Source organism: Micromonospora sp. NPDC047756 (assembly GCF_055587245.1).
Genome location: NZ_JBVJGQ010000001.1, coordinates 1098262 through 1116911, shown reverse-complemented (window position 1 = coordinate 1116911; position 18650 = coordinate 1098262). Strand labels below are relative to the sequence as shown.

14 protein-coding genes and 2 tRNA genes are annotated in these 18650 nt (G+C 68.2%); 7 read left to right on the top strand and 9 right to left on the bottom strand.

Features of this window, described 5'->3' with window-relative positions; translation table 11 throughout:
• Positions 1-80: 80 nt before the first annotated feature.
• Together ACZ6NZ_RS05255 and ACZ6NZ_RS05250 are read right to left on the bottom strand one after the other, a co-directional pair.
• On the bottom strand, positions 81-1625 hold the full coding sequence (locus tag ACZ6NZ_RS05255; RefSeq protein ID WP_465855847.1) for a non-reducing end alpha-L-arabinofuranosidase family hydrolase: 1545 nt from the start codon (positions 1623-1625) through the stop codon (positions 81-83).
• Between the two features lie 516 nt (positions 1626-2141).
• On the bottom strand, positions 2142-3758 hold the full coding sequence (locus tag ACZ6NZ_RS05250; RefSeq protein WP_465855845.1) for a serine/threonine protein kinase: 1617 nt from the start codon (positions 3756-3758) through the stop codon (positions 2142-2144).
• A gap of 246 nt (positions 3759-4004) precedes the next feature.
• Here ACZ6NZ_RS05250 and ACZ6NZ_RS05245 point away from each other — a divergent pair, with 246 nt between their 5' ends.
• Complete coding sequence (locus ACZ6NZ_RS05245) at positions 4005-5165, top strand: low temperature requirement protein A (RefSeq protein ID WP_465855843.1); 1161 nt, start codon at positions 4005-4007, stop codon at positions 5163-5165.
• A 56-nt stretch (positions 5166-5221) separates the two neighbouring features.
• Here the strand turns inward: ACZ6NZ_RS05245 and ACZ6NZ_RS05240 are convergent, their stop codons facing one another.
• Positions 5222-6337: a ricin-type beta-trefoil lectin domain protein gene (locus ACZ6NZ_RS05240; protein WP_465855841.1), complete on the bottom strand. Its 1116-nt coding sequence runs from the start codon at positions 6335-6337 to the stop codon at positions 5222-5224.
• A gap of 541 nt (positions 6338-6878) precedes the next feature.
• On the opposite strand from ACZ6NZ_RS05240, the gene ACZ6NZ_RS05235 reads away from it, so the two are divergent.
• Positions 6879-8441, top strand: coding sequence for a hypothetical protein (locus ACZ6NZ_RS05235; protein ID WP_465855839.1), 1563 nt, complete (start codon positions 6879-6881; stop codon positions 8439-8441).
• 168 nt (positions 8442-8609) lie between these two features.
• On the opposite strand, the gene ACZ6NZ_RS05230 is transcribed toward ACZ6NZ_RS05235, so the two are convergent.
• Positions 8610-8891: an SCO0607 family lipoprotein gene (locus tag ACZ6NZ_RS05230; RefSeq protein WP_465855837.1), complete on the bottom strand. Its 282-nt coding sequence runs from the start codon at positions 8889-8891 to the stop codon at positions 8610-8612.
• Between the two features lie 118 nt (positions 8892-9009).
• Positions 9010-9894 (bottom strand): class I SAM-dependent methyltransferase, encoded by an 885-nt coding sequence (locus tag ACZ6NZ_RS05225; RefSeq protein WP_465855835.1) that lies wholly within the window; start codon positions 9892-9894, stop codon positions 9010-9012.
• Positions 9895-10408: 514 nt separating this feature from the next.
• On the opposite strand from ACZ6NZ_RS05225, the gene ACZ6NZ_RS05220 reads away from it, so the two are divergent.
• Together ACZ6NZ_RS05220 and ACZ6NZ_RS05215 are read left to right on the top strand one after the other, a co-directional pair.
• Positions 10409-10936, top strand: a complete 528-nt coding sequence (locus ACZ6NZ_RS05220; protein ID WP_465855833.1) for an RICIN domain-containing protein — start codon at positions 10409-10411, stop codon at positions 10934-10936.
• Between the two features lie 227 nt (positions 10937-11163).
• Positions 11164-11754, top strand: a complete 591-nt coding sequence (locus tag ACZ6NZ_RS05215; protein ID WP_366610222.1) for an RICIN domain-containing protein — start codon at positions 11164-11166, stop codon at positions 11752-11754.
• Positions 11755-12036: 282 nt separating this feature from the next.
• Here ACZ6NZ_RS05215 and ACZ6NZ_RS05210 read toward each other — a convergent pair.
• Positions 12037-12109, bottom strand: a tRNA-Arg gene (locus ACZ6NZ_RS05210).
• A gap of 35 nt (positions 12110-12144) precedes the next feature.
• A tRNA-Ser gene (locus ACZ6NZ_RS05205) sits at positions 12145-12235 on the bottom strand.
• 239 nt (positions 12236-12474) lie between these two features.
• Here ACZ6NZ_RS05205 and ACZ6NZ_RS05200 point away from each other — a divergent pair.
• Positions 12475-13905 carry a hypothetical protein gene (locus tag ACZ6NZ_RS05200; RefSeq protein ID WP_465855830.1) on the top strand — a complete coding sequence of 477 codons (1431 nt, stop codon included), beginning with the start codon at positions 12475-12477 and terminating at the stop codon, positions 13903-13905.
• Between the two features lie 4 nt (positions 13906-13909).
• Here the strand turns inward: ACZ6NZ_RS05200 and ACZ6NZ_RS05195 are convergent, their stop codons facing one another.
• The gene (locus tag ACZ6NZ_RS05195) at positions 13910-14680 is read right to left on the bottom strand and encodes a CPBP family intramembrane glutamic endopeptidase (protein WP_465855823.1); all 771 of its coding nucleotides are present in this window, start codon (positions 14678-14680) and stop codon (positions 13910-13912) included.
• A 144-nt stretch (positions 14681-14824) separates the two neighbouring features.
• On the opposite strand from ACZ6NZ_RS05195, the gene ACZ6NZ_RS05190 reads away from it, so the two are divergent.
• The gene (locus tag ACZ6NZ_RS05190) at positions 14825-15940 is read left to right on the top strand and encodes a globin domain-containing protein (protein WP_366610218.1); all 1116 of its coding nucleotides are present in this window, start codon (positions 14825-14827) and stop codon (positions 15938-15940) included.
• A 68-nt stretch (positions 15941-16008) separates the two neighbouring features.
• On the opposite strand, the gene ACZ6NZ_RS05185 is transcribed toward ACZ6NZ_RS05190, so the two are convergent.
• Positions 16009-17538, bottom strand: a complete 1530-nt coding sequence (locus ACZ6NZ_RS05185; protein WP_465855820.1) for a peptide deformylase — start codon at positions 17536-17538, stop codon at positions 16009-16011.
• A gap of 326 nt (positions 17539-17864) precedes the next feature.
• Between ACZ6NZ_RS05185 and ACZ6NZ_RS05180 the strand changes: the two genes are divergently transcribed.
• Positions 17865-18641 (top strand): hypothetical protein, encoded by a 777-nt coding sequence (locus ACZ6NZ_RS05180; protein ID WP_465855818.1) that lies wholly within the window; start codon positions 17865-17867, stop codon positions 18639-18641.
• The last annotated feature ends 9 nt before the right edge of the window (positions 18642-18650 follow it).

The window sequence follows — 18650 nt, the reverse complement described above, 5'->3', positions numbered from 1 at the left end:
CAGCGTTGACATGAGCCGGGCGGGCTCGGCGTGACGCCGAGCCCGCCCGTTCCGGGTCGGTCGAGCTTGATCGAACAGGGTCAGCGCTGCAGGGTCAGCAGACCCGGCCGGTACGGCAGGAGGCCGTAGTCGACGCCGTCGGAGCTGGGGGAACGACCCTGGTAGAGCAGTTGCAGGTTGCAGGCGTCAACGGTCATCGTCTGGTCGGCGTTGGTGCGCAGCAGCTCACCGTGGCTGATGTCGTTGGTCCAGGTGGCACCGCTATTGACCTTGCCGGCGAACGGGTTGCTCTGGGACGCGGCCTGCGGCGTCCACGTACCACCCAGGCTGGTGGCCGTGAACGAGCGGAAGTAGCGGCCCGTCGAGCCGATCGCCTCGACGATCATAAGGTACTTGTTCAGACCCTGGAGCTTGTAGACCTGCACGGCCTCGAACAGGTTGTTCGTGGTGTCGGTCATGATCGTCTGGTAGTTCGAGCCGAAGCTGCCCGGGAAGTTCCCGATCGGCATGCTGGCCCGGTAGATCCGGCCGTTGTCGCCGGCGAAGAACAGGTACATGTTCTGGTCGTCACCGATGACCGCCTGGTCGATCGGGCCGGTGCCGGAGTTGGAGATGCTGCCGCTGAACAGCGTCTGCGGCGCCGACCAGCCGTTCGGGTTGGTCGGGTTGGTCGAGGTCCGGTAGGAGAACGCCGGGCCGCCCCACTGGTAGGCGAGCACCCAGATGTTGCGCGGCGCGAAGTAGAACAACGACGGCGCGACAGTGCCGGAGTTCATCGCGTTCTGGGTGGCCGAACCCATCTGGTTGTAGTTCGAGAAGAGGCTGAAGTTCATCGAACCCCAGCTCGACCCGAAGTCGTGCGTGGTGGCGTAGACCAGCTGCTGGCCGTTGTAGGGGGCCACGGTGAAGTCCTTCAGCGACACCCAACCCGACCTCGGCTGCGCCAGCGCACCCGTCGACGACCAGCGGTAGGTCGACGGAAGGTCGCAGGTGCCGCCCGGCGGCGGGGTGGTCGGCGGCGGCGTGGTGGGGTCGGTCCCACCGCCAACGCGGACGAACTGCCACTGCTGGTTGGTCCCGTTCCAGTCGTCGTACTGCACGATGTTTCCACCGTCGGCGGTCGAGGCGCCCTGCACCTCCATCACCTTGTTGCTGTTGCGGTTGATCAACCGGACGTAGCCGCTGTCCGAGTCGGCCAGCCGGAACTGCTGGTTGGTGCTGTTGTTGTCGGTCCACTGCACGATGCTGCCGCCGTTGGCGGTCGAGAAGCCCGAGACGTCGAGCACCTTGTTGGACAGCCGCGACTTGACCCGGTAATAGCCACCACCGGAGTCGACGAACTGCCACTGTTGCTGGTTGCCGTTGTTGCGGGTCCACTGGGTGATCCGGGCCCCATCGTTCGTGGCCAGGTTGTAGACGTCCAGGGCCTTGCCGCTGTTGCGGTTGACCAGCACGTACCACGCGTTCGTGTCGACCGTCGCCGCGGCGGCGGGCGACGACACCACCGTTACGGCGGCACCACCGACCATCAACGCCGCCGCGCTGGCGGCGAGGATGCGGGGCAACCACCAACGTCGCCGCCGCGAAGGCATGGCGATCGATGGAGACCTATCAAGGGCAGACATGATCCTCCTCCAGTGACCAAGAGCCGAACGGACTGCCCGAGGGTGGGCGTACCGCGACGCGTGGCCGAGCACGCCGGCGTCAGAGAGTTAGCGTTAACAAGACACCGGTGAGCAATAGCGCACGCCTGATTCGAGGTCGACGAAGCAGGGCTTGCCCGGAAAGCCGAGGTGTCGTCGTCCTTAGGCATCGACTGTGAGCGATAACATGCCGTTCGTCAAGACGTAACGTGCTGGGAACATCTACCGCTGTCGACCTGCGGATCTTGAGGTGGAGCGACTTGAACCGCATTCCCGCAGGCATCGCCCCAGATCCCCACCCGGGACCACCGCCAGGCCCTTGAGAGGGCCCCGCGAGCGCGTTAACATCGACGACTGCCCATTGCCGGTGACTCGTTGGTGGGTGCCGGTGAGTTCAGGCTGACGACCGGCGGGAGCGACGGCGCGGCGACGGTCAGGATCGATCGCCGTGCGAGTCATGGCTGACCGGGCGGGCTGCGCCGCGGGGGCACCTCCGGGTCAGACCGCGCCTCGATCAACCAGGCTGAACGTGGTGTTCAGCGGCGCGTCACCGAGAAACTCGACGAAGATCTCTTTCTTGGTCGGGCTCCACTGCACCGGGCCGTGCTCGTCGTTCGTGACGGCGTAGGCGGGGCGCCCCTTGTCGTCCTCGCCATCGCGGTACAACGTGAACAACGTCGCCTTGCTCGGCCGGCAGTCGGCGCCGACCAGGGCCGCGTACCCCTCCGAATCGACCTTGACCCCGAGGCACGGCCGGTGGGCGATCTCCGGGTTGACCGACTTGATCATGTAGTCGACACCGACTGGTTCGAGGACGAAGAGCGCGTCCTTGCCGGTTCCGTTGCCGACCTCGACCTCGCCGTGAGACGGCAGCGACAGGTCACGGTCGATCTCCACCACGTGCAGCAGGACTCGCCGCTGACCGGCCAGCATGGCCTGTGAGGGGTCAACGCTCGCCGACGGTGAGGCGGACGGCTTGCCCGACGCGGGCGTGGACGCCGTAGCGGCCGGTCCGCTCGTCGCCGGGCCACCGCTCGGCGTCGAGCCGGCTCCGTCCTCTTTGGACTGCCCACTCAACAGGTGCGGACCGAACAGGAAAGCGGGCACCAGCACGGCGACCACGGCGGCGGTCGCCCCCAACGCGGTGAGCCAGCCACGCCGGGGTGAACCCGCGCGACCAGCCTTGGCCGGACCTGATGCCAGCGACGGCACGCCCTGGTCAGCACCGCTGGCAGCGGACGACACATGTGGCGGCGTCGCGCCCGGAAGGTGGGCCGGCCCGCCGACACCCACCGGCGACGCCGCGGTCAACAACCCGTCGAGCAACTCCCGGGACGTGGGCCGGGCAGCCGGGTCCTTCTCCAACGCGCGGGCGACCAGATCCCGCAACGGCCCACCGAGCCCGGTCAGGTCCGGTGGTTGGGTGAGGATCCGCATCGCGGTGGCGGTAGGGGAGTCGCCCCCGAACGGGGTGCGGCCGGTCGCGGCGTAGGCGACCAGGGCCCCCCAGGCGAAGATGTCAGCGGCCGGGCCCGCCGGACGGCCGGAAGCGGTGTCGAACCGCTCCGGAGCCATGTACGAGACGGTGCCGACCATCTGGTTGGTCCGGGTGTGCTGGCTCGTCGCCTCGAAGGCTCGGGCGATGCCGAAGTCAATGACCTTGATCCCGCCGGGTGCGACCAGGACGTTCGCCGGCTTGAGGTCACGGTGGATCACCCCGGCGCCGTGGATGGCGGTGAGCGCGGTGGCCACCCCGACCGCGATGCCGTGCAGGTGCGCCCCTCCCAGCGGGCCCTGCTCCCGGACCACCTGGGCCAGACTGGGGCCCTCGACGTACTCCACCACCAGGTAGGGCGGGTCATGGTCCGGGTCGGCGTCCAGAACCTCGGCCGTGCAGAACGGCGGGACCTGGCGGGCGCGAGTCACCTCACTACGGAACCGACCCCGGAACTCCTCGTCGTGCGAGAGGTCCGCACGGACGACCTTGACCGCCACCCGCCGCCCCTGCGGCGAGCGGGCCAGGAAGACACTGCCCATGCCCCCGTCGCCGAGCCGGTCGATCACCTCGTACCCACCGAGGTGGGCCGGGTCACCGGGACGGAGCCCGCCGCTCACGCCGGATGCCCGCAGACCGCGACCACCGCGCGAACCGATCCGCCCATCACCCGTCCCCCTAGGTCACTCCGACGCCGGCCGCAGCCTATCGTCCGCCCACCGAATCCGGTCGATGCCGTCCATCAGTCGGCCACGTCCGGGGCTGCCGACTCGTCCCGGCGGGCGGGCGGTCACCGGCGCCGGTAACTCCGAGTCAGCTCGCTCGTTGGTCGCCGTGTGTCGCAAGCCAGCGGGGACGGCTGATCGATGACGAGCACGGACCGAACCGGGCCACGACGCAACCCCGACTCGTCGGCTCGCGCGACGCTACTGGAGCTGTTCTTCGACGTCTTCTACGTCGCCATGTTCGCGCAACTCTCGATGCAGTTGGCCACGAAACCCACCTGGGGCGGACTGGGACAGAGCCTCATCCTGCTGCTGGCCGCGTGGTGGACCTGGGCGGGCACCGCCATCGACACCGAGTTCTACGACCCCCGCCTACCGGTGATCCGGGGCGTGGTCGTCAGCACGATATTCGGCGTGGTCCTGATGGCGGTCGCCGTACCGGCTGCCTACGGCGGGCGCGGTCTGCTCTTCGCCAGCGCGTACGTCGGCCTCCACCTGGCACGCGGGATCATGCTGGTCGTCGCGCTGCGCCGGCACAGGGCGCACGCCCGCGCCCAGCGGTTCGTCTTCTGGTTCGTGGTCTCCGGAATTCTCTGGCTCGTCGGCGGGCTCAGCGATCCGGCCTGGCGCACCGGCCTGTGGGCCGTCGCTCTCGTTGTCGACTACGTGGCATCCGCGCTGCGTTATCCGACGCCCGGACGAGGCCGGGTACCACTTGACCAGTACGCCCAGTTGAGCGTCCACTTCGGGGAGCGGTACCAGCAGATCGCCATTCTCGCTCTCGGGGAGCTGGCGCTGATGGCGACGCTGCAATTCGCCACGGCGGCGTACACGCCCGCTCGGACCGTCGCATTCCTCGCCGCGATCGTCACCGCGCTGCTGTTCTGGCAGGTCTACGCGTTGCAGAGCAACACACTCGTCGACCGGTCCGCACACCAGAGTCCACGGCAGGCGGTGCGTCTCGCGCCCTACGTGTACGCCGTTGTGATAACCGGAATCATCGCGACCTCGGCCGGGGTGGACCTCGTTCTCCACGAACCTCTCGGCACCACCCCTGCGACCTGGCTCATCGTCATCGTCGGCGGGCCGGTGCTGTTCGTGCTCGGACGGATGGGCTCCGAATACGTGCTGCTCGGCCAACTTCCACCGTCACGACTGGCCTGGCTGGCACTGCTGATCGGCGCCACGCCCGTGTTGACCATGCTGGCCCCGGTCCTCGTCGTACTCGTCACCGTCGGCGTCCTGGTCGGCATCACACTCACCGACACCTGGCGCCTGCGGCGGGCGACGGTGAGGGCGTAGCGCGGGCGACGGTGGTCGGATCACCGCGATCCGACCACCCGCCGCGACCGTACGAGCTATCGGCGACTCCACTGCTGGTTGGTCTGGCCGGTGCAGGTCCAGAGGACGAGCTTGGTGCCGTTGCCCGTACCCACGTTGTACGGGTCGAGGCAGAGGCCGGACTGCACGCCGGTGATGGTGCCGTTGGCGTTGACGTTCCACTGCTGGTTCGTTCCGCCGTGGCAGTCGTAGATGGTGACCAGGGTGCCCGGCGAGGTGCCGTAGCCGGCGGCGTCGAGGCACTTGTTGCCGTACACGGTCAGCGTCCTGCTGCTCGTGTAGGTCCACTGCTGGTTGGTGCGGCCGTGACAGTCCCACAACTGCACCTGGGTGCCGTTGGTGGTGGAAGAGCCGGGGACGTCGACGCAGCGACCGGAGAGGGCACCAACGATCGCGGTGGTCTGCTGCCCGCCGCCGCTGCCCGGCTCGCCGATGCTGCCAGGCACCGACTGCAGGGCGCTGTACCAGCGGGCGGCCATCTTGTCGTAACCGCCGGCCGTTGGGTGGACGCCGTCGATCAGGTCGGCGGTGGTGAGTGCGCTGTGCATGTCGACCAGCCGTACCCGCTTGCCGGCGTTCACCTTGCTCTGCACGATGCCGGGGATCGCCGCGTTGAACGTGCGGGCGGCCGCGTTCTGGTTGCTGTTGGAGAGCGGGATGATCTGCGCGACGAACACCTCCGCGTTGGGAGCCGTGGTGGTGATTCGGTCGATCAGGGTGGAGAGCCGGTTCGGCGCGGTGCTCACGTTGTAGTTCTGCAGGATGTCGTTGGTGCCGATGTGCAGCAGAACGGTCTGCGGCCGTTGCGTGTTCAGCCAGCCGACGATGTTCGCGTCGATCTGGTCGATGCGCCATCCAGGATGCCCCTGGTGGTCGTGGTCACCCAGGCTGGCAGGCCCGTTGAACTGCGACCCGACGAAGTCCACCGTGTACCGCCCGCTGACCAGTCGCTGCCAGAGCCCGATGCGGTAGCCGCCCGGCACCTGCGTGCCCTCGGTGATGGAGTCACCGAGAGGCATCACCCGTACCCCGCCGTTGGATTCGGCGCTGGCCGGGCCGGTCGAGGTCAGCACCCCGGCGAGGACGACACCGAGCGCGGCGGTAGCCGCGAGCCATCTTGCCCTGGTTCGCATAGATTTCTCCCCTGCAGTGGTAGTGCTGACCGAGGGGTCACGCCGTCGCGACCGTCGCCGCACCGACATGACGATGCCGCCGCAGCACTGGGACGGATTGTTAACGCTAACAGCGATTCCTGTAAATTCTTGTCGCTGATCCGGCCCACGTCAAGCGCCGGCAACCCGGGCACCCCTGGCCGACGTGGCGGCGGCGTGTGTCCTGCGTCGCCGGCCGCCCCACGCTGTCGCGCCGCCTGCCGCCCGTGGTCGACCGATCGACTCCGCATCCATCAAGTCGGGGTGTCTGGGACGCACCGACTTCATGGAAGACGAGTGGGCCATGCCGGATGGGGCGGGAGGTGCTCGTGGGGCGCGGGTGACGCGTACACCGAATGTAGGCTTTTTTCGCATAAGCACCTATGACGTGAAGATCATTCGACTACCTTCGCCTTGGCGGCGACAACCGATTTGTCGCCCTCTGCACCTGATGCGGCGTGCGGAACCTGGTGTCCGGAGAAGGGCTAGGTAGCTCGATGTCCAACTATCCACACACCCGAAGATGAGCGACGTAGCGGCAGCTCAAGCCCCGTTGTCAAGGAGGCGGCGGGCGCGCTGGCTCGTCGCCGGAGTGGCCGGGTTGACCGGCGTGGTCGGTCTGGCCGCCTTCACCCCGGCGGGGGTGAGCGGAGCGGCCGGAAAGAACGCAGGCGCTCCCTCGAATGCCGGAAGTCAGGTCCTCGCCGACGGCAGCCGAGGCAGCGGCGACGACCGCGGCGGCCAGGACCGGGGCGGTCGTGACGGCAAGGACCAGGGTGGTCGTGACGGCAAGGACCACAAGAAGGACGACGACCATCGGGACGGCCGGGGCGACGACTTCCGGTCCGTACCCTGCAACTCCGACGAGCTGATCGCGGCGATCGTCCACGCGAACGCCAACTCCGGGGCGAAGCTCCGGCTCGCCGAGAAGTGCACCTACACGCTCAACAGGTCCGCGCCCCAGCCGCCGGTGCCCTACGGTGCGGTCGGCCTGCCGATCATCACCCAGCAGGTCGTGATCGACGGCAACGGATCCACGATCGTCCGCGCGGCCAACGCCACACCGTTCCGGATCCTGGAGGTCGGAACCGGCGGCGACCTGACGCTCCGCGACGCCACCATCAAGGGCGGCCTGGCCGACGGCGGGCTCGGGCAAGGCGGCGGCGGCATCCGGATCGACGTCGGCGGCCGGGCCACCATCGAGAACACCAACGTGGTCTACAACCACACGAACGGCCCGGGTGGTGGTATCGCCAACTTCGGCGTCACGAGAATCCTCGGCGGGAACAGCCACGACAAGGACCGGGACGGCGGCAAGGACCGGGACGGCAAGAGGGACGACGGCAGCGCCATCAGCAACAACAGCGCCGTGTTCGACGGCGGAGGCATCTTCAACAACGGCAACCTCACGGTGCAGAACACCCGGTTGAGTTACAACAACACGATCGGGGTCGTCAACATCCTGCCCATCGGTGGCGCCGGTGGCGGGCTGTCGAACAGCAGCACCGCAGTGCTCGAGAACGTCCATCTGGACAACAACACCGCCGGCTTCCGGGGCGGTGCCATCCGCGGCGGCATCAACTCCACCACCGAGGTCAAGAACGTCGAGGTCAACGACAACCGTGCCGGCAGCGAAGGCGGCGGAATCTTCTCCGACGGCGTCTTCCACCTCAGGCACGGCAAGGTCCACCACAACGAAGCCGGCCAACGGGGCGGCGGCGTCTTCAACCAGATCAACCAGTTCGTGGCCGAGGAAAGCTCCATCAGCGAGAACGTCGCCAGCACGAACAGCACCATCGAACGCGGCGGTGGCATCTACAACGGCAGCGGCACCGTCGTCCTGCGGCGCACGCACGTCGACCGGAACCGGGCCATCGGCTCCAGCTCCCAGGGCGGCGGCATCTACAACAACGCCACACTCACCCTCACCGAAAGCAAGGTCACCGACAACATCTCCACCCTGGCACCCGGCGGCATCTTCAACGACGGCGGCCAGGTCACCGTGGACCAGAAGACCGCCATCAGCGGCAACCGGCCCACGAACTGCACCCCCAGCTCACCGCCGGTGCCCAACTGCTTCGGCTGATCATCCGATCAGGCGGGTAGTGAGGTAGCACGAGACAGGCAATCCGGTCCCGCCCAGGTTCGATCAAGAAGATCGGGCCTGCGGCGGGACCGGCTGCTGTCCGCGGAACGACCACAGGGACCCGAACCGCCGCTCTCCTGCCGAACGACGATCCTCTGGGTGAGCGGCTCAGGTGTCGATGATTTTGTTGTTCTCGTCGATGCCGTGGGTACGCCAGTACACGTCCCACTCGTCGTCGACGTGCTGCGGGATCTTGCCCTCCGGGTAGCGGACGTACGGCGGGGTCGGCTCCTGCCCATCCGGGAAGCAGGCGCTGCCGCCCTGCCCGCCCACCGCGATCGCCGGATACTCACCACCAGCGCAGATGTCCTCCTGGAACGAGCAACCGGTGGTGGCCAAGAGCCCACCCAGGCCAACTGCGGCCAGAGCGATCATGATTCGCGTTCGCATGGAGGGAATTCTGGTCGCCGTAGCAGCGCCTGCCATCCGCACACGTACTCATCTCGCGCCGGGCGTGACGACACGCTACTCAAGAACGTAGTTCCACGCATCAGATGCGCGAGAGGGTCTATGCCTTCTCAAGAACGATCAGGCGGTACTCCAGCCAGCGTCGCGACAACCCATGTTGTAACGCCGATCCGCCAAGCATGTTGGCCCAGAACGGCATCTCCACAAGACGGTTGCGAAGCCGTGGAACCACAGACGTGGCGCCCACAACTAGATTGATCACGCGATCGCGAGGACGACCGAGGCGCAGGTACGACGTGAGATCCAAGTCCTCCACGATGCGGAGACCAGCTTTCTCCGACATGGCAGCCAGTTCAGCTATGGTGTGCAGACTGCCGATCCGCCAACCGGCGCGAAACTGATCCAAACAACGATCACGGGCGGCAAGGCCGTGATCTTTGTCGGTAATCCAGTCGTCGCACAGGATAAGTCGACCTCCAGGACGTAGCCTCTCCACCAGAGACGGGATCAGTTTCTCCAGAGATGGCGAGTGTACGACTGCCTCAACGGCGACCATGGCGTCGTAGTGCGGCTCTGCGGGCAGCTCAGCGAAGTCGGCACAGATCGCTTGACAGCGTTCGGTCAATCCTTCACGAGCGAACCGTTTTGCAGCAATCTCGGCCTGCACCCGACTGATGGTCACACCTGATATGGTTCCGTCCATCTCGCGGGCCAGACGAACCATGGTCGCCCCGACGCCGCAGCCAAGGTCCAGCAACCTTGCGCTTTCGGCAGGCACGTGCCCGCGCAATCGCTCGATTATCAGGCGGTTGACAGTATCCGCCGCCTCCGCCACAGTCGCGACACCAGGCATCCACACCCCGCGGTGGATAGCGTCGCTGCCTGGGCTTTCGGCAACCAACAGAAAGCGACGGGTGTTGTCGTCGTAGTAGTCGGCAACTCGGTCGACATGCCCAACCGCAGCGTCCTTGGATGTGGAACTCATCGAGGCACGTTATCACGCTGGCCCAACCATTCGGGTGTGCCGCGATGCCAGCGGAGGCGGCGTGCCACTCCCGACACTCCAGGTTGGATGCACTCTCTGTGTACGCCGGGTGTCGACCTAGTGACGTATCTTGCCGAGCCTGGCGGTTGCAATCAAGCCCCACGGCGAAGAGTTTGCGCCGAAGTGAGCTGGGGTGCCGGTGCGGCGGCGACCACTTTAAGACCGGCGCATCGGAGGCGTGCCCGGCGACGATCAGCAGGGAAAATGCTACCGATGCGCACCTGCGGTGAAGCCGGCGAGGCAGGCGAACGGCAGCCACTGCGCCACCGGATCCTCCATCTTGACGAACCAGCAAGCGTTCTGATGATCAGAACAACGCATCCATGAATGCCTATTGCGCCCCACGCAAGACATCTGACACTCTCGTCCTCAGCGATCGCTCGGGGCAACCGAGTGACTACGGGGAGGAGTGACTGTGCGTAACAGAGTAGTGAGGACGGCAGTTTCGGCGGCTGTGACCGCAGCGCTGGCGGTTGCCGTTAGCCCGGCAGCCGCCCATGCAGAGGCCGATGACCGGGCAGCGATACCGATTTCATCGGTCATGTCCCCGTCGAAGCCGCTGGCCGCAGTCCCGTTTGGGGTGAGAAACAAGAAGTCCTCCAAATTCCTGCAGGCCAGCAGCACCGCCAACAACGCCGCCGTCCGCCAGCAGAACGCCAGCAGCAGTTCTCTGCAGGGCTGGGTCCTGGTCAACGACTCCGGCTACGTCACCCTTCAGAATTACGGCGTCGTCCGGAACTTGGGAACCTCGGGTGCCAGCACCGCCTCCAATACGTCCGCGGTCATCGTCAACCCCTCCTCAAGCTTCGACCAAGACTGGGTCGTATCGCAAATCGACGACACGTTCTTCTATCTCAGGAACCGCAAGAACACCTCAATGTGTCTGGGAATCGACGGTGCCAGCACCGCCGCCGGCGCGAGGGCCGCCATTTATGCCTGCGGAAACGCCATCAACCAGACGTGGTCTTTCACCACCTTCTAGTTGAGCCCCGCTTGTCCGGTCCGGCTGAACAGGTTGGTTCTGTTTTGTCGAACCGTCGTCCAGCGCGGAGCGGCGTCGTCCACGACCCGCCCACGATCGCTCCTTGATCATGCTGGACGGAAATCAACGATCTCTTTGTCCTCCAAGACAGCCGGGCGTTACACGGTCTGGCAGTCTCGATCGGATCAATTACAGCAAGCTGAGTAGCGACACACGGGGAGAGAGCCATGCGTAGAAGTGTCAGTAAAGCTGCGATTGCTGCGACCATGACCGCAGCAACCGCAATCGCAACCGTAATCATGCCGGTCGCCGCCCATGCGGGACCCGACAGTGCTGGTTCAACGGCCGGCGTGGCACCATCGAGTGCGGACTTCACCGCCGCTGCCAACCCTTTCAAGCTGCAAAACAGGAAATCCCTCAAGATGCTGCAGCCGCAGAACGGCAGCTCTGCCGTCGGGACGAACGTCGTTCAGCAGTCCGACGCTGGCAGCGGCATACAGCGGTGGTACATCGTGAACGATGGTAGTTGGATCAGTCTGCAGAATTACTCTGCGGCCCCAACCCGGAACATGGGAATCAACGGGGGCAGCACTGCCTCCGGAGCGGCGGCGATCATCGCCGCCCCGGGCTCCGGTTACAACCAGGACTGGAAGGTTCTGTGGACCGACAGCACGCAGACCTGGTTCCGACTCCAGAACCGCGGAAGCGGACTGTGCTTGGGAATCTCGGGGGCAAGTACCGCTAACGGCGCGTTGGCTGCTCAGTTCGCGTGCGCCAGCCCGCCCGCTGCGAATCAGACCTGGCAATTCTTGGGCTGATCTCAAAGGCCTGTCCCAGCAGGACTTCCGCCGGCTCCGGAGTGTGACTCCGGAGCCGGCCGAAGTCGTCGGGCAGCTGCAGACCCTGCCGGTCGCGGACGACAGGGGCGAAGCCTTCTGAAGGATGGGCGTCATCGGTCAGGCGTGCTGCGACACGGCTCGACCACTCCTGGCAGCACCAACCTCACGGCACATCGAGATCACCGAACTGCGCGCCCGACTGCAGGCGCAAACGACAACAGGGAAGATAGCCAACTGGCTATCTTCCCTGTTGAACCGCTGTGCGCCCGAAGGGACTCGAACCCCTAACCTTCTGATCCGTAGTCAGATGCTCTATCCATTGAGCTACGGGCGCTCGTGCTCAGCCAGCATACACACCCGGCTTTCGCGCGGAGACTCCGGGATTCGAACCCGGGAGGGGCTTTAAGACCCCAACCGCATTAGCAGTGCGGCGCCATAGACCAGACTAGGCGAAGTCTCCCCGGTGATCCTCAGACCACCGCGCCCGAGGATACAGGTCACCACCCACCGGGAGCAAAACGACTTCCGGGGTACGCCCACCGAGGCCCGTCCGCCCCCGTGTTTCCCCGCTGTGCGCCGGCGTGATCGGGACTACGCTCCATCGATATGCAGGAGCAGCCGCCCAGCGAGTCGACCCGTCGAGAGCCTGCTGAACGAGCGCGTCGACGCTCTCCACGGGCCACCTTCACGCCGCCGGTCGTGGCCGAGGAACCCACCGAGACGGTGGAGCCCGAGTTGGCGGTGTCGCCGGCTGCGGCTCCCGCGAGCCAGCGTCCTCGACGGGCCAAGGCTGCCCCGGCGGTGCTCTTTCAACCACCCGAGCCGGATCGCCCCCTGCCTCGACAGCCTCGGCGCGCGCCGGCCGAACTGACCACCGACACCAGCGCGGAGCAGCCGGCGCACTCGGAGCAGCCGACCGGCGACCAACCGAGCCCAGCAACCGGCCTCGCACCGACACCGCCGAAGGCTCGGACCGCCCCTGTTCGCAGGGCTGACTATCGGCAGGCGGCCGACCCGGCCACCGAGGTGACCCCGGCCACACCGGCGTCCCGCAAGCGCGCCACAAAACCCACCAAGGCGGGGAGTAGCACCACGACCGCGAGCCCTACCAGGGCCGCGAGCACCGCCACGACCGCGAGCACCAAGGCTACGAGCCCGACCGAGGCCGCGAGCACCACTGAAGCGCAGCCCGCTACCGAACCGCAGCCCGCCAAGACCGCGAGCACCACCGAAGCGCAGACCGCTACCGAACCGCAGGCCACAGCCGCGAGTGCCACCGGCGAGGCGAGCGCCAGCACGCCAACGGCACCGGCCAGAGCCGCAAAGACCACCAGGCGCGCGGCCTCCCCACGAAAGAGCACTCCGCCGACCAAGAGCATCCCGCCGACGAAGCTCGCCCCCGAACCCGTGGTCAGGCCGCAGACGGCACTCGCCGAGCAGCAGCTGACCCCGGCGGAACCCGCCGAGCCGCAGGCTAAGCTGGCTCTGGCGCGTACCCCGGAATCGGAGCTGCGCGCGGTCGCCGCGCGCGTGCTCGACCACCCTGGCTTCGCACCGGAGCTGTTGGCTCTGGCCGCGGTACGGGCGCTCGGGCCTGGCGCGGCCGAATGGGCCGCGGGGTTGCGCGACAGGTATCCGGACGCCTCGGCGGACGGCCTGGCCCGGCTGGCGGTCCGGCGGTTCGTCCGCTCGGCGGGTGCGGGTGGGGCGACCGCAGCGCTGGCCGGCTTCTTCGCGCCGGTGGCCGAGTTGGCGGCGGTGCTGTGGACGCACTCGGAGCTGGTGCTGCACCTGGCCGCGGCGTACGGCAAGGATCCGACGCACCCGGACCGGGCCGTCGACCTGCTGGTGCTGACCCAGGTGCACCCGGATCGGGCGAGCGCGGCGGCGGCCCTGGCCGCCGCCGAGAGCGCGGGTGACCCGGTCGAGGGTGCCTGGCCGCGCGCGGCGGAGGCGGCCTGGCGGTTGGCCGCGCCGCTCACGGCGCAGGCCGGTGGTTGGGTGGCGTTGCGGCTGGTGGCCCGGTTGCTGCCGGGCGCGGCGGTGCTCGCGGCGGCCTTGGGTGACGCGGCTGCGGCCGACCGGCTCGCGGCCCGAGCGGTGGCCGTCTACCGACCGGGGCGGCGCTGACCGCTCAGAGCCAGTCGAACCACTCCCGGGGCAGCAGCGCGTAGCCGACGAAGGCGAACACGTCGAGCAGGGTGTGCGCGATGATCAGCGGCATCACCCGCCGGGTGCGCAGGTAGAAGAGGCTGAACACCACGCCCATGATCGCGTTGCCGACGAACGCTCCGAAGCCCTGGTAGAGGTGGTAGGAGCCGCGCAGCAGCGCGCTGGTCGCGATGATCGCGGCCAGCCGCCACTGGAGCTGACGCAGCCGGGTGACCAGGTAGCCGACCACGATCACCTCTTCCAGCACGGCGTTCTGCACAGCGGCGAGGATCAGCACCGGGACCGTCCACCAGAGGTCCGGCAGCGCGGCCGGCACCAGCGTGGCGTTGAGACCCAGGTGGGCCGCCACCCAGAACAGCGCCAACCCGGGTAGGCCGATGAGCGCCGCCAGGCCTGCGCCGCGCGCCACGTCCTGACCGGGCCGCCGGGCGTCCAGGCCGAGGGTCCGCGCCGGGTCGCCGGGGTCACGACTGAGCAGGTGTACGGCGAGCAGCACCGGCAGCAGCGCGAACACGATGCCGAGCAGCTGGTAGGTGAGGTCCAGCCAGGGGCGGGCCGACGCCGAGGTGTTCAGCGAGGCGGTCTGCTTGGAGAGCGGACCGTCGGCGGTCAGCTTCGCGATGATCGAGACCACCGCGTAGATCGCGGACTGGCCGAGGGAAAGGCCGAGGACCAGCAGCGTCTCGGTGCCCAGCAGTCGGCGGGACACCGGGCGGGTCAGCTCAACTGTCACCGCACCACTCTGCCCGACGTCCGGTGGGCTTGACATGGCCGACCGGCCACCATGAGCCGATCGCACATTCTGTGCGACCAGTAGACACTCTCCGTGGAGATTCTATGAGCGCCCGATCCGTTGCCGTCTGGAGAAGGAGCGTTCGTGGACAACCTCGCGCGGTTGCTGAAGGAGAGTTGGACCCTGGTCGAGGACGACCGGGTCCGGCTGACCGAACACTTCTACGCCCGAGTGTTCCTGCTCGACCCCGCCCTGCGGCAGCTCTTCCCGGTGCAGATGACCGGCCAGGGTGACCGCCTACTCGAAGCGATCATCGCGGCGATCCACACCGTCGACGACCCGGAGAGCTTCGACGAGTTCCTCCGGGCGTTGGGCCGCGACCACCGCAAGTACCACGTCGACGAGCAGCACTACGCCACGATGGGTGTCGCGTTGCTGGACGCGCTGCGCAGCACCGCGGGCGACGGCTGGAACCTGGAGTACGACCAGGCGTGGCGGGAGGCGTACGCGGCGATCGCCGCCCTGATGGTGGCCGGCGCGGCGGCCGACGACGACCCGCCGTTCTGGCACGCCGAGGTGCTGACCCACGAGCGGTACGGCCCGGACACCGCCGTGCTGACCTGCCGGGCGTTGCAGTACCCACTGCGGTGGCAGGCGGGGCAGTACGTGAGCCTCGAGGCGCCCCGCTACCACCCCCGGGTGTGGCGTAACTACTCGGTGGCGAACGCCCCGAACGACGACAACGTGCTGGAGTTCCATGTGCGGTCTCCGGGGGCCGGCTGGTTGTCCGGTGCCTTGGTGCGGCGGGTACGGCCGGGCGACCTGCTCCGGGTGGCGGCCCCGATGGGGTCGATGACCCTGGACCGCGCCTCGGAGCGGGACATCCTCTGCGTGGCCGGCGGCGTCGGGCTGGCGCCGATCAAGGCGCTGGTGGAGGAGTTGGCCACCTTCAACCGGACCCGGTGGGTGCACGTCTTCTACGGTGCCCGGCAGGCGGCCGACCTGTACGGGCTGGACGGGTTGCAGGAGTTGGTGGCCGCGCACCCGTGGTTGTCGGTCACCGCGGCGTGCAGTGAGGATCCGGACTTCGACGGCGAGCAGGGCGAGATCCCCGAGGTGGTGGCCCGGTACGGCCCGTGGACCACGCACGACTGCTTCGTCTCCGGTGCCGCCCGGATGGTCCGGTCCACTCTGCGGGTGCTGGCCGCCGACAACGTGCCGCCGCCGAACATCCGCTACGACACCTTCGGCGACCTCTAGACGTTCCTCCCCCCACACCGGGGCGCGTGCCCCTGCCCCCTGGGGCACGCGCCCCGGTCCCTTCCTGCTCAGTAGCGCCAGGGGTGCCCGGTCTCCCGGTACTCCTCCACCGGCACCAGGGGCACGCCGGGTGCCATCCGGTCGACGTAGAGCCGGCCCTCCAGGTGGTCGATCTCGTGTGCGACCAGCCGGGCCATGCCGAATTCGAACGACGTGATGATTCGGCTGCCGTCCCACTGGGCGTGTTCCACGTCCAGGCGTAGCGGCCGGGGCACCAGACCTCGGTGGTCGAAGAAGGAGAGGCAGCCCTCGTACTGCTCGTCGGTCTCCGGGTCGGCGTCGACCACCCGCGGGTTGAGCAGCACGACCGGCTCCGCCGACCGGTCGGGGGGCCGCACCACGGCCGCCGCGCGGCCGATGCCGAACTGCGGAGCGGCGACACCAACGCCCTTGCTGAACGGGTGCAGCTCGTCGAGCCGGGCCAGGGCCATGACGAGCCGGTCGACCACGTCCCGGGCGACATGGTCCTCCCCAGGCAGGTCGAACGGGCGGGCCCGTTGGCGGAGCAGGTCGTCTCCGCGTTGCACGATGCCGAGGCCGCGCATCCGGTCGCTGGGTCGGACCCGGGCGCCGCCGGGGCCGATGTCCGGTTCGGTGTCCGGGCGGGCACGGAACCGCCACTGCATCCGGTAGCGGGCGTTCAGCGGGGGGTCGTCGGTCTGCCAGTCGTAGATCACCCGATCGCCCTCGTCGCGACGGTGTGGTGCCGTCCGAAGCGGGCCCTCCTCCGCGCTGAGCGAGGTCTCCACGCCCCAGACCTGCGGGTCGAGGGCCGCGGGCAGATCCAGACGTACGGCGAGCTGGCGGGTGGGCAGTCGGACGGCCCGCTGGAACCAGGGGCCCCACTTCTCGTGCCCGACGCTGTACGCGTACTCGATGGTGGCCCGGTCTCCCGGGTAGAGGGGGAAGCGTCGCTCCCCGTTCTCGAAGAGCAGCCAGATCTCCTTGAACGCGTCCCGATCGTGCTTGGCTCGCCAGTGCATCGGCTCCGGGTCGCCGCCGCCGTCGTCTCGTCGGGCCTGTATCTGCAACTCGGCGAAGGTGAGGGGATGGTCCCGGTGGTGCCGGTTGGAGCGGCCCGGGTCGTTCGGGTAGCGGTCGACGGCGACCCGGACCAGGTAGCGGGTGACCGGCTCGGTGCCGGCGTTGTAGAGCTCACGGTGGATGACGCACCGGTAACCGTCGTCGGCGTGGCTGAGGGTGGCCAGCTCCCTTTCCACGACCAGCCCGGTGCCGGGTGGCAGCCACTGGCCGGGCAGGTACGGCTCGCGGTGCGGTTGACCTGTCCGGGCGTGCCGAAGGTCGTCGTACTCGCGGAAGCGCTGCCAGATCGCGCCGCTGGCCTCCAGGACGGCCTCCGCGCGGCGGGCGAAGTCCTCGGTCGGGCGGTGCCGACGCCCCTCGACGTGGCTCACGTAGGACGGGTCGAACCCCATCAGGACGGCCAGTTGCTTCTTGGACAGCCCGCGCCCGGTCCGTTGCCGGGCAAGTTCGGCCGCGAAGGAGTCGGCAGCCCGTTCGAGGGGTGAGGTAGTCATCAGCTTCCTCGTGGCCGGGGCTATAAGTTTCACGTTCCGTGCCTGGACACACACGCAAGTGGCATGTTTTCGACACACCGCTTGACAATTCACCGATGTCCATCGATTGTGCGGCGGCGTTTCCCAGCACGGACTCCGGGTAGTAGGCGAAGCACTACACCCGCTGAATGTGCGGTGACCTGGGCGTCCGGGATGCGACCAAGGTGAGGCTTCCCTTACGGCCACGGGCTTGGTTAGGCTAGCCTTAGCTCAGGACGGCACTGGTTCGTCCGCCGGGGCGTACTCCTCGGTCACAGAGACAGGGGACGACTCAGGTGACAGCGGTGATGCCACGGCGCGAGGCCGCCACCACGCCGCTCGCCCCCGTCACCGCTGCGCTCCGGGCCATGTTCGGCACCGACGACCTCCCCGGTCTCGCCCGGGGCCTGCTGGTCGAGGACGAGCTCGGCTGGGCGCCCGCCACCACCCTGATCGACGGCAGCCGACTGCCCGAGCTGCTGAACGGCGCGGCCGTCCGCTGGGGCGGCACCCCGCACGCCTGCGCGGCGCTGGCCTGGAAGTCCTACAGCTACTGGACGGCCCTGCCGGTCGTGCTCGGCTGGGCCTCCGCCCGGCGGGTGCCACTGCTCGACCCGGCCGACCTGCTGATCCATTTCGAGGACCATCGGCAGCTGCTCACCATGGGCCTGCGCCGGGGCACCACGGTGGCGGTGCTGCCGAACGACCCGCTGGCGCTGACCGGCCTGCCGGAGGTGCGGGTCGTCGCCGACGAGGCGGAGCTGCTGGCCGCGCTGCGCGCGTCCCTGCTCGACGCCCACCTGGCACCGCTCATCGCCGCGATCCAGTCCGAGGTCCGGGTGGGCACCCGGACGCTGCTCGGCTCGGTCGCCTCCGGCATCGCGCACGGCATCCTGCGGGCGGCGGACGCCCTGCCCGGCTCCACCGTGCAGAGCATCGACACCCTGCTCAGCGCACTCGACCTGGCCGACCTGATCGAGCTGGTGCCGGGGCCGACCGGTGAGCCGACAGTGCAGCGCCGCACCTGCTGCCTCGCCTTCACCCTGCCCCGCCCGAAGGTCTGCCAGGGCTGCTGCGTCCGCTGAACCAGACCA

Coding starts and splice junctions, on each gene's coding strand:
- ACZ6NZ_RS05235 (WP_465855839.1), top strand. CDS start 6,879: ATGAGCGACGTAGCGGCAGCTCAAGCCCCGTTGTCAAGGAGGCGGCGG.
- ACZ6NZ_RS05245 (WP_465855843.1), top strand. CDS start 4,005: ATGACGAGCACGGACCGAACCGGGCCACGACGCAACCCCGACTCGTCG.
- ACZ6NZ_RS05230 (WP_465855837.1), bottom strand. CDS start 8,891: ATGCGAACGCGAATCATGATCGCTCTGGCCGCAGTTGGCCTGGGTGGG.
- ACZ6NZ_RS05185 (WP_465855820.1), bottom strand. CDS start 17,538: ATGACTACCTCACCCCTCGAACGGGCTGCCGACTCCTTCGCGGCCGAA.
- ACZ6NZ_RS05215 (WP_366610222.1), top strand. CDS start 11,164: ATGCGTAGAAGTGTCAGTAAAGCTGCGATTGCTGCGACCATGACCGCA.
- ACZ6NZ_RS05255 (WP_465855847.1), bottom strand. CDS start 1,625: ATGTCTGCCCTTGATAGGTCTCCATCGATCGCCATGCCTTCGCGGCGG.
- ACZ6NZ_RS05180 (WP_465855818.1), top strand. CDS start 17,865: ATGCCACGGCGCGAGGCCGCCACCACGCCGCTCGCCCCCGTCACCGCT.
- ACZ6NZ_RS05225 (WP_465855835.1), bottom strand. CDS start 9,894: ATGAGTTCCACATCCAAGGACGCTGCGGTTGGGCATGTCGACCGAGTT.
- ACZ6NZ_RS05240 (WP_465855841.1), bottom strand. CDS start 6,337: ATGCGAACCAGGGCAAGATGGCTCGCGGCTACCGCCGCGCTCGGTGTC.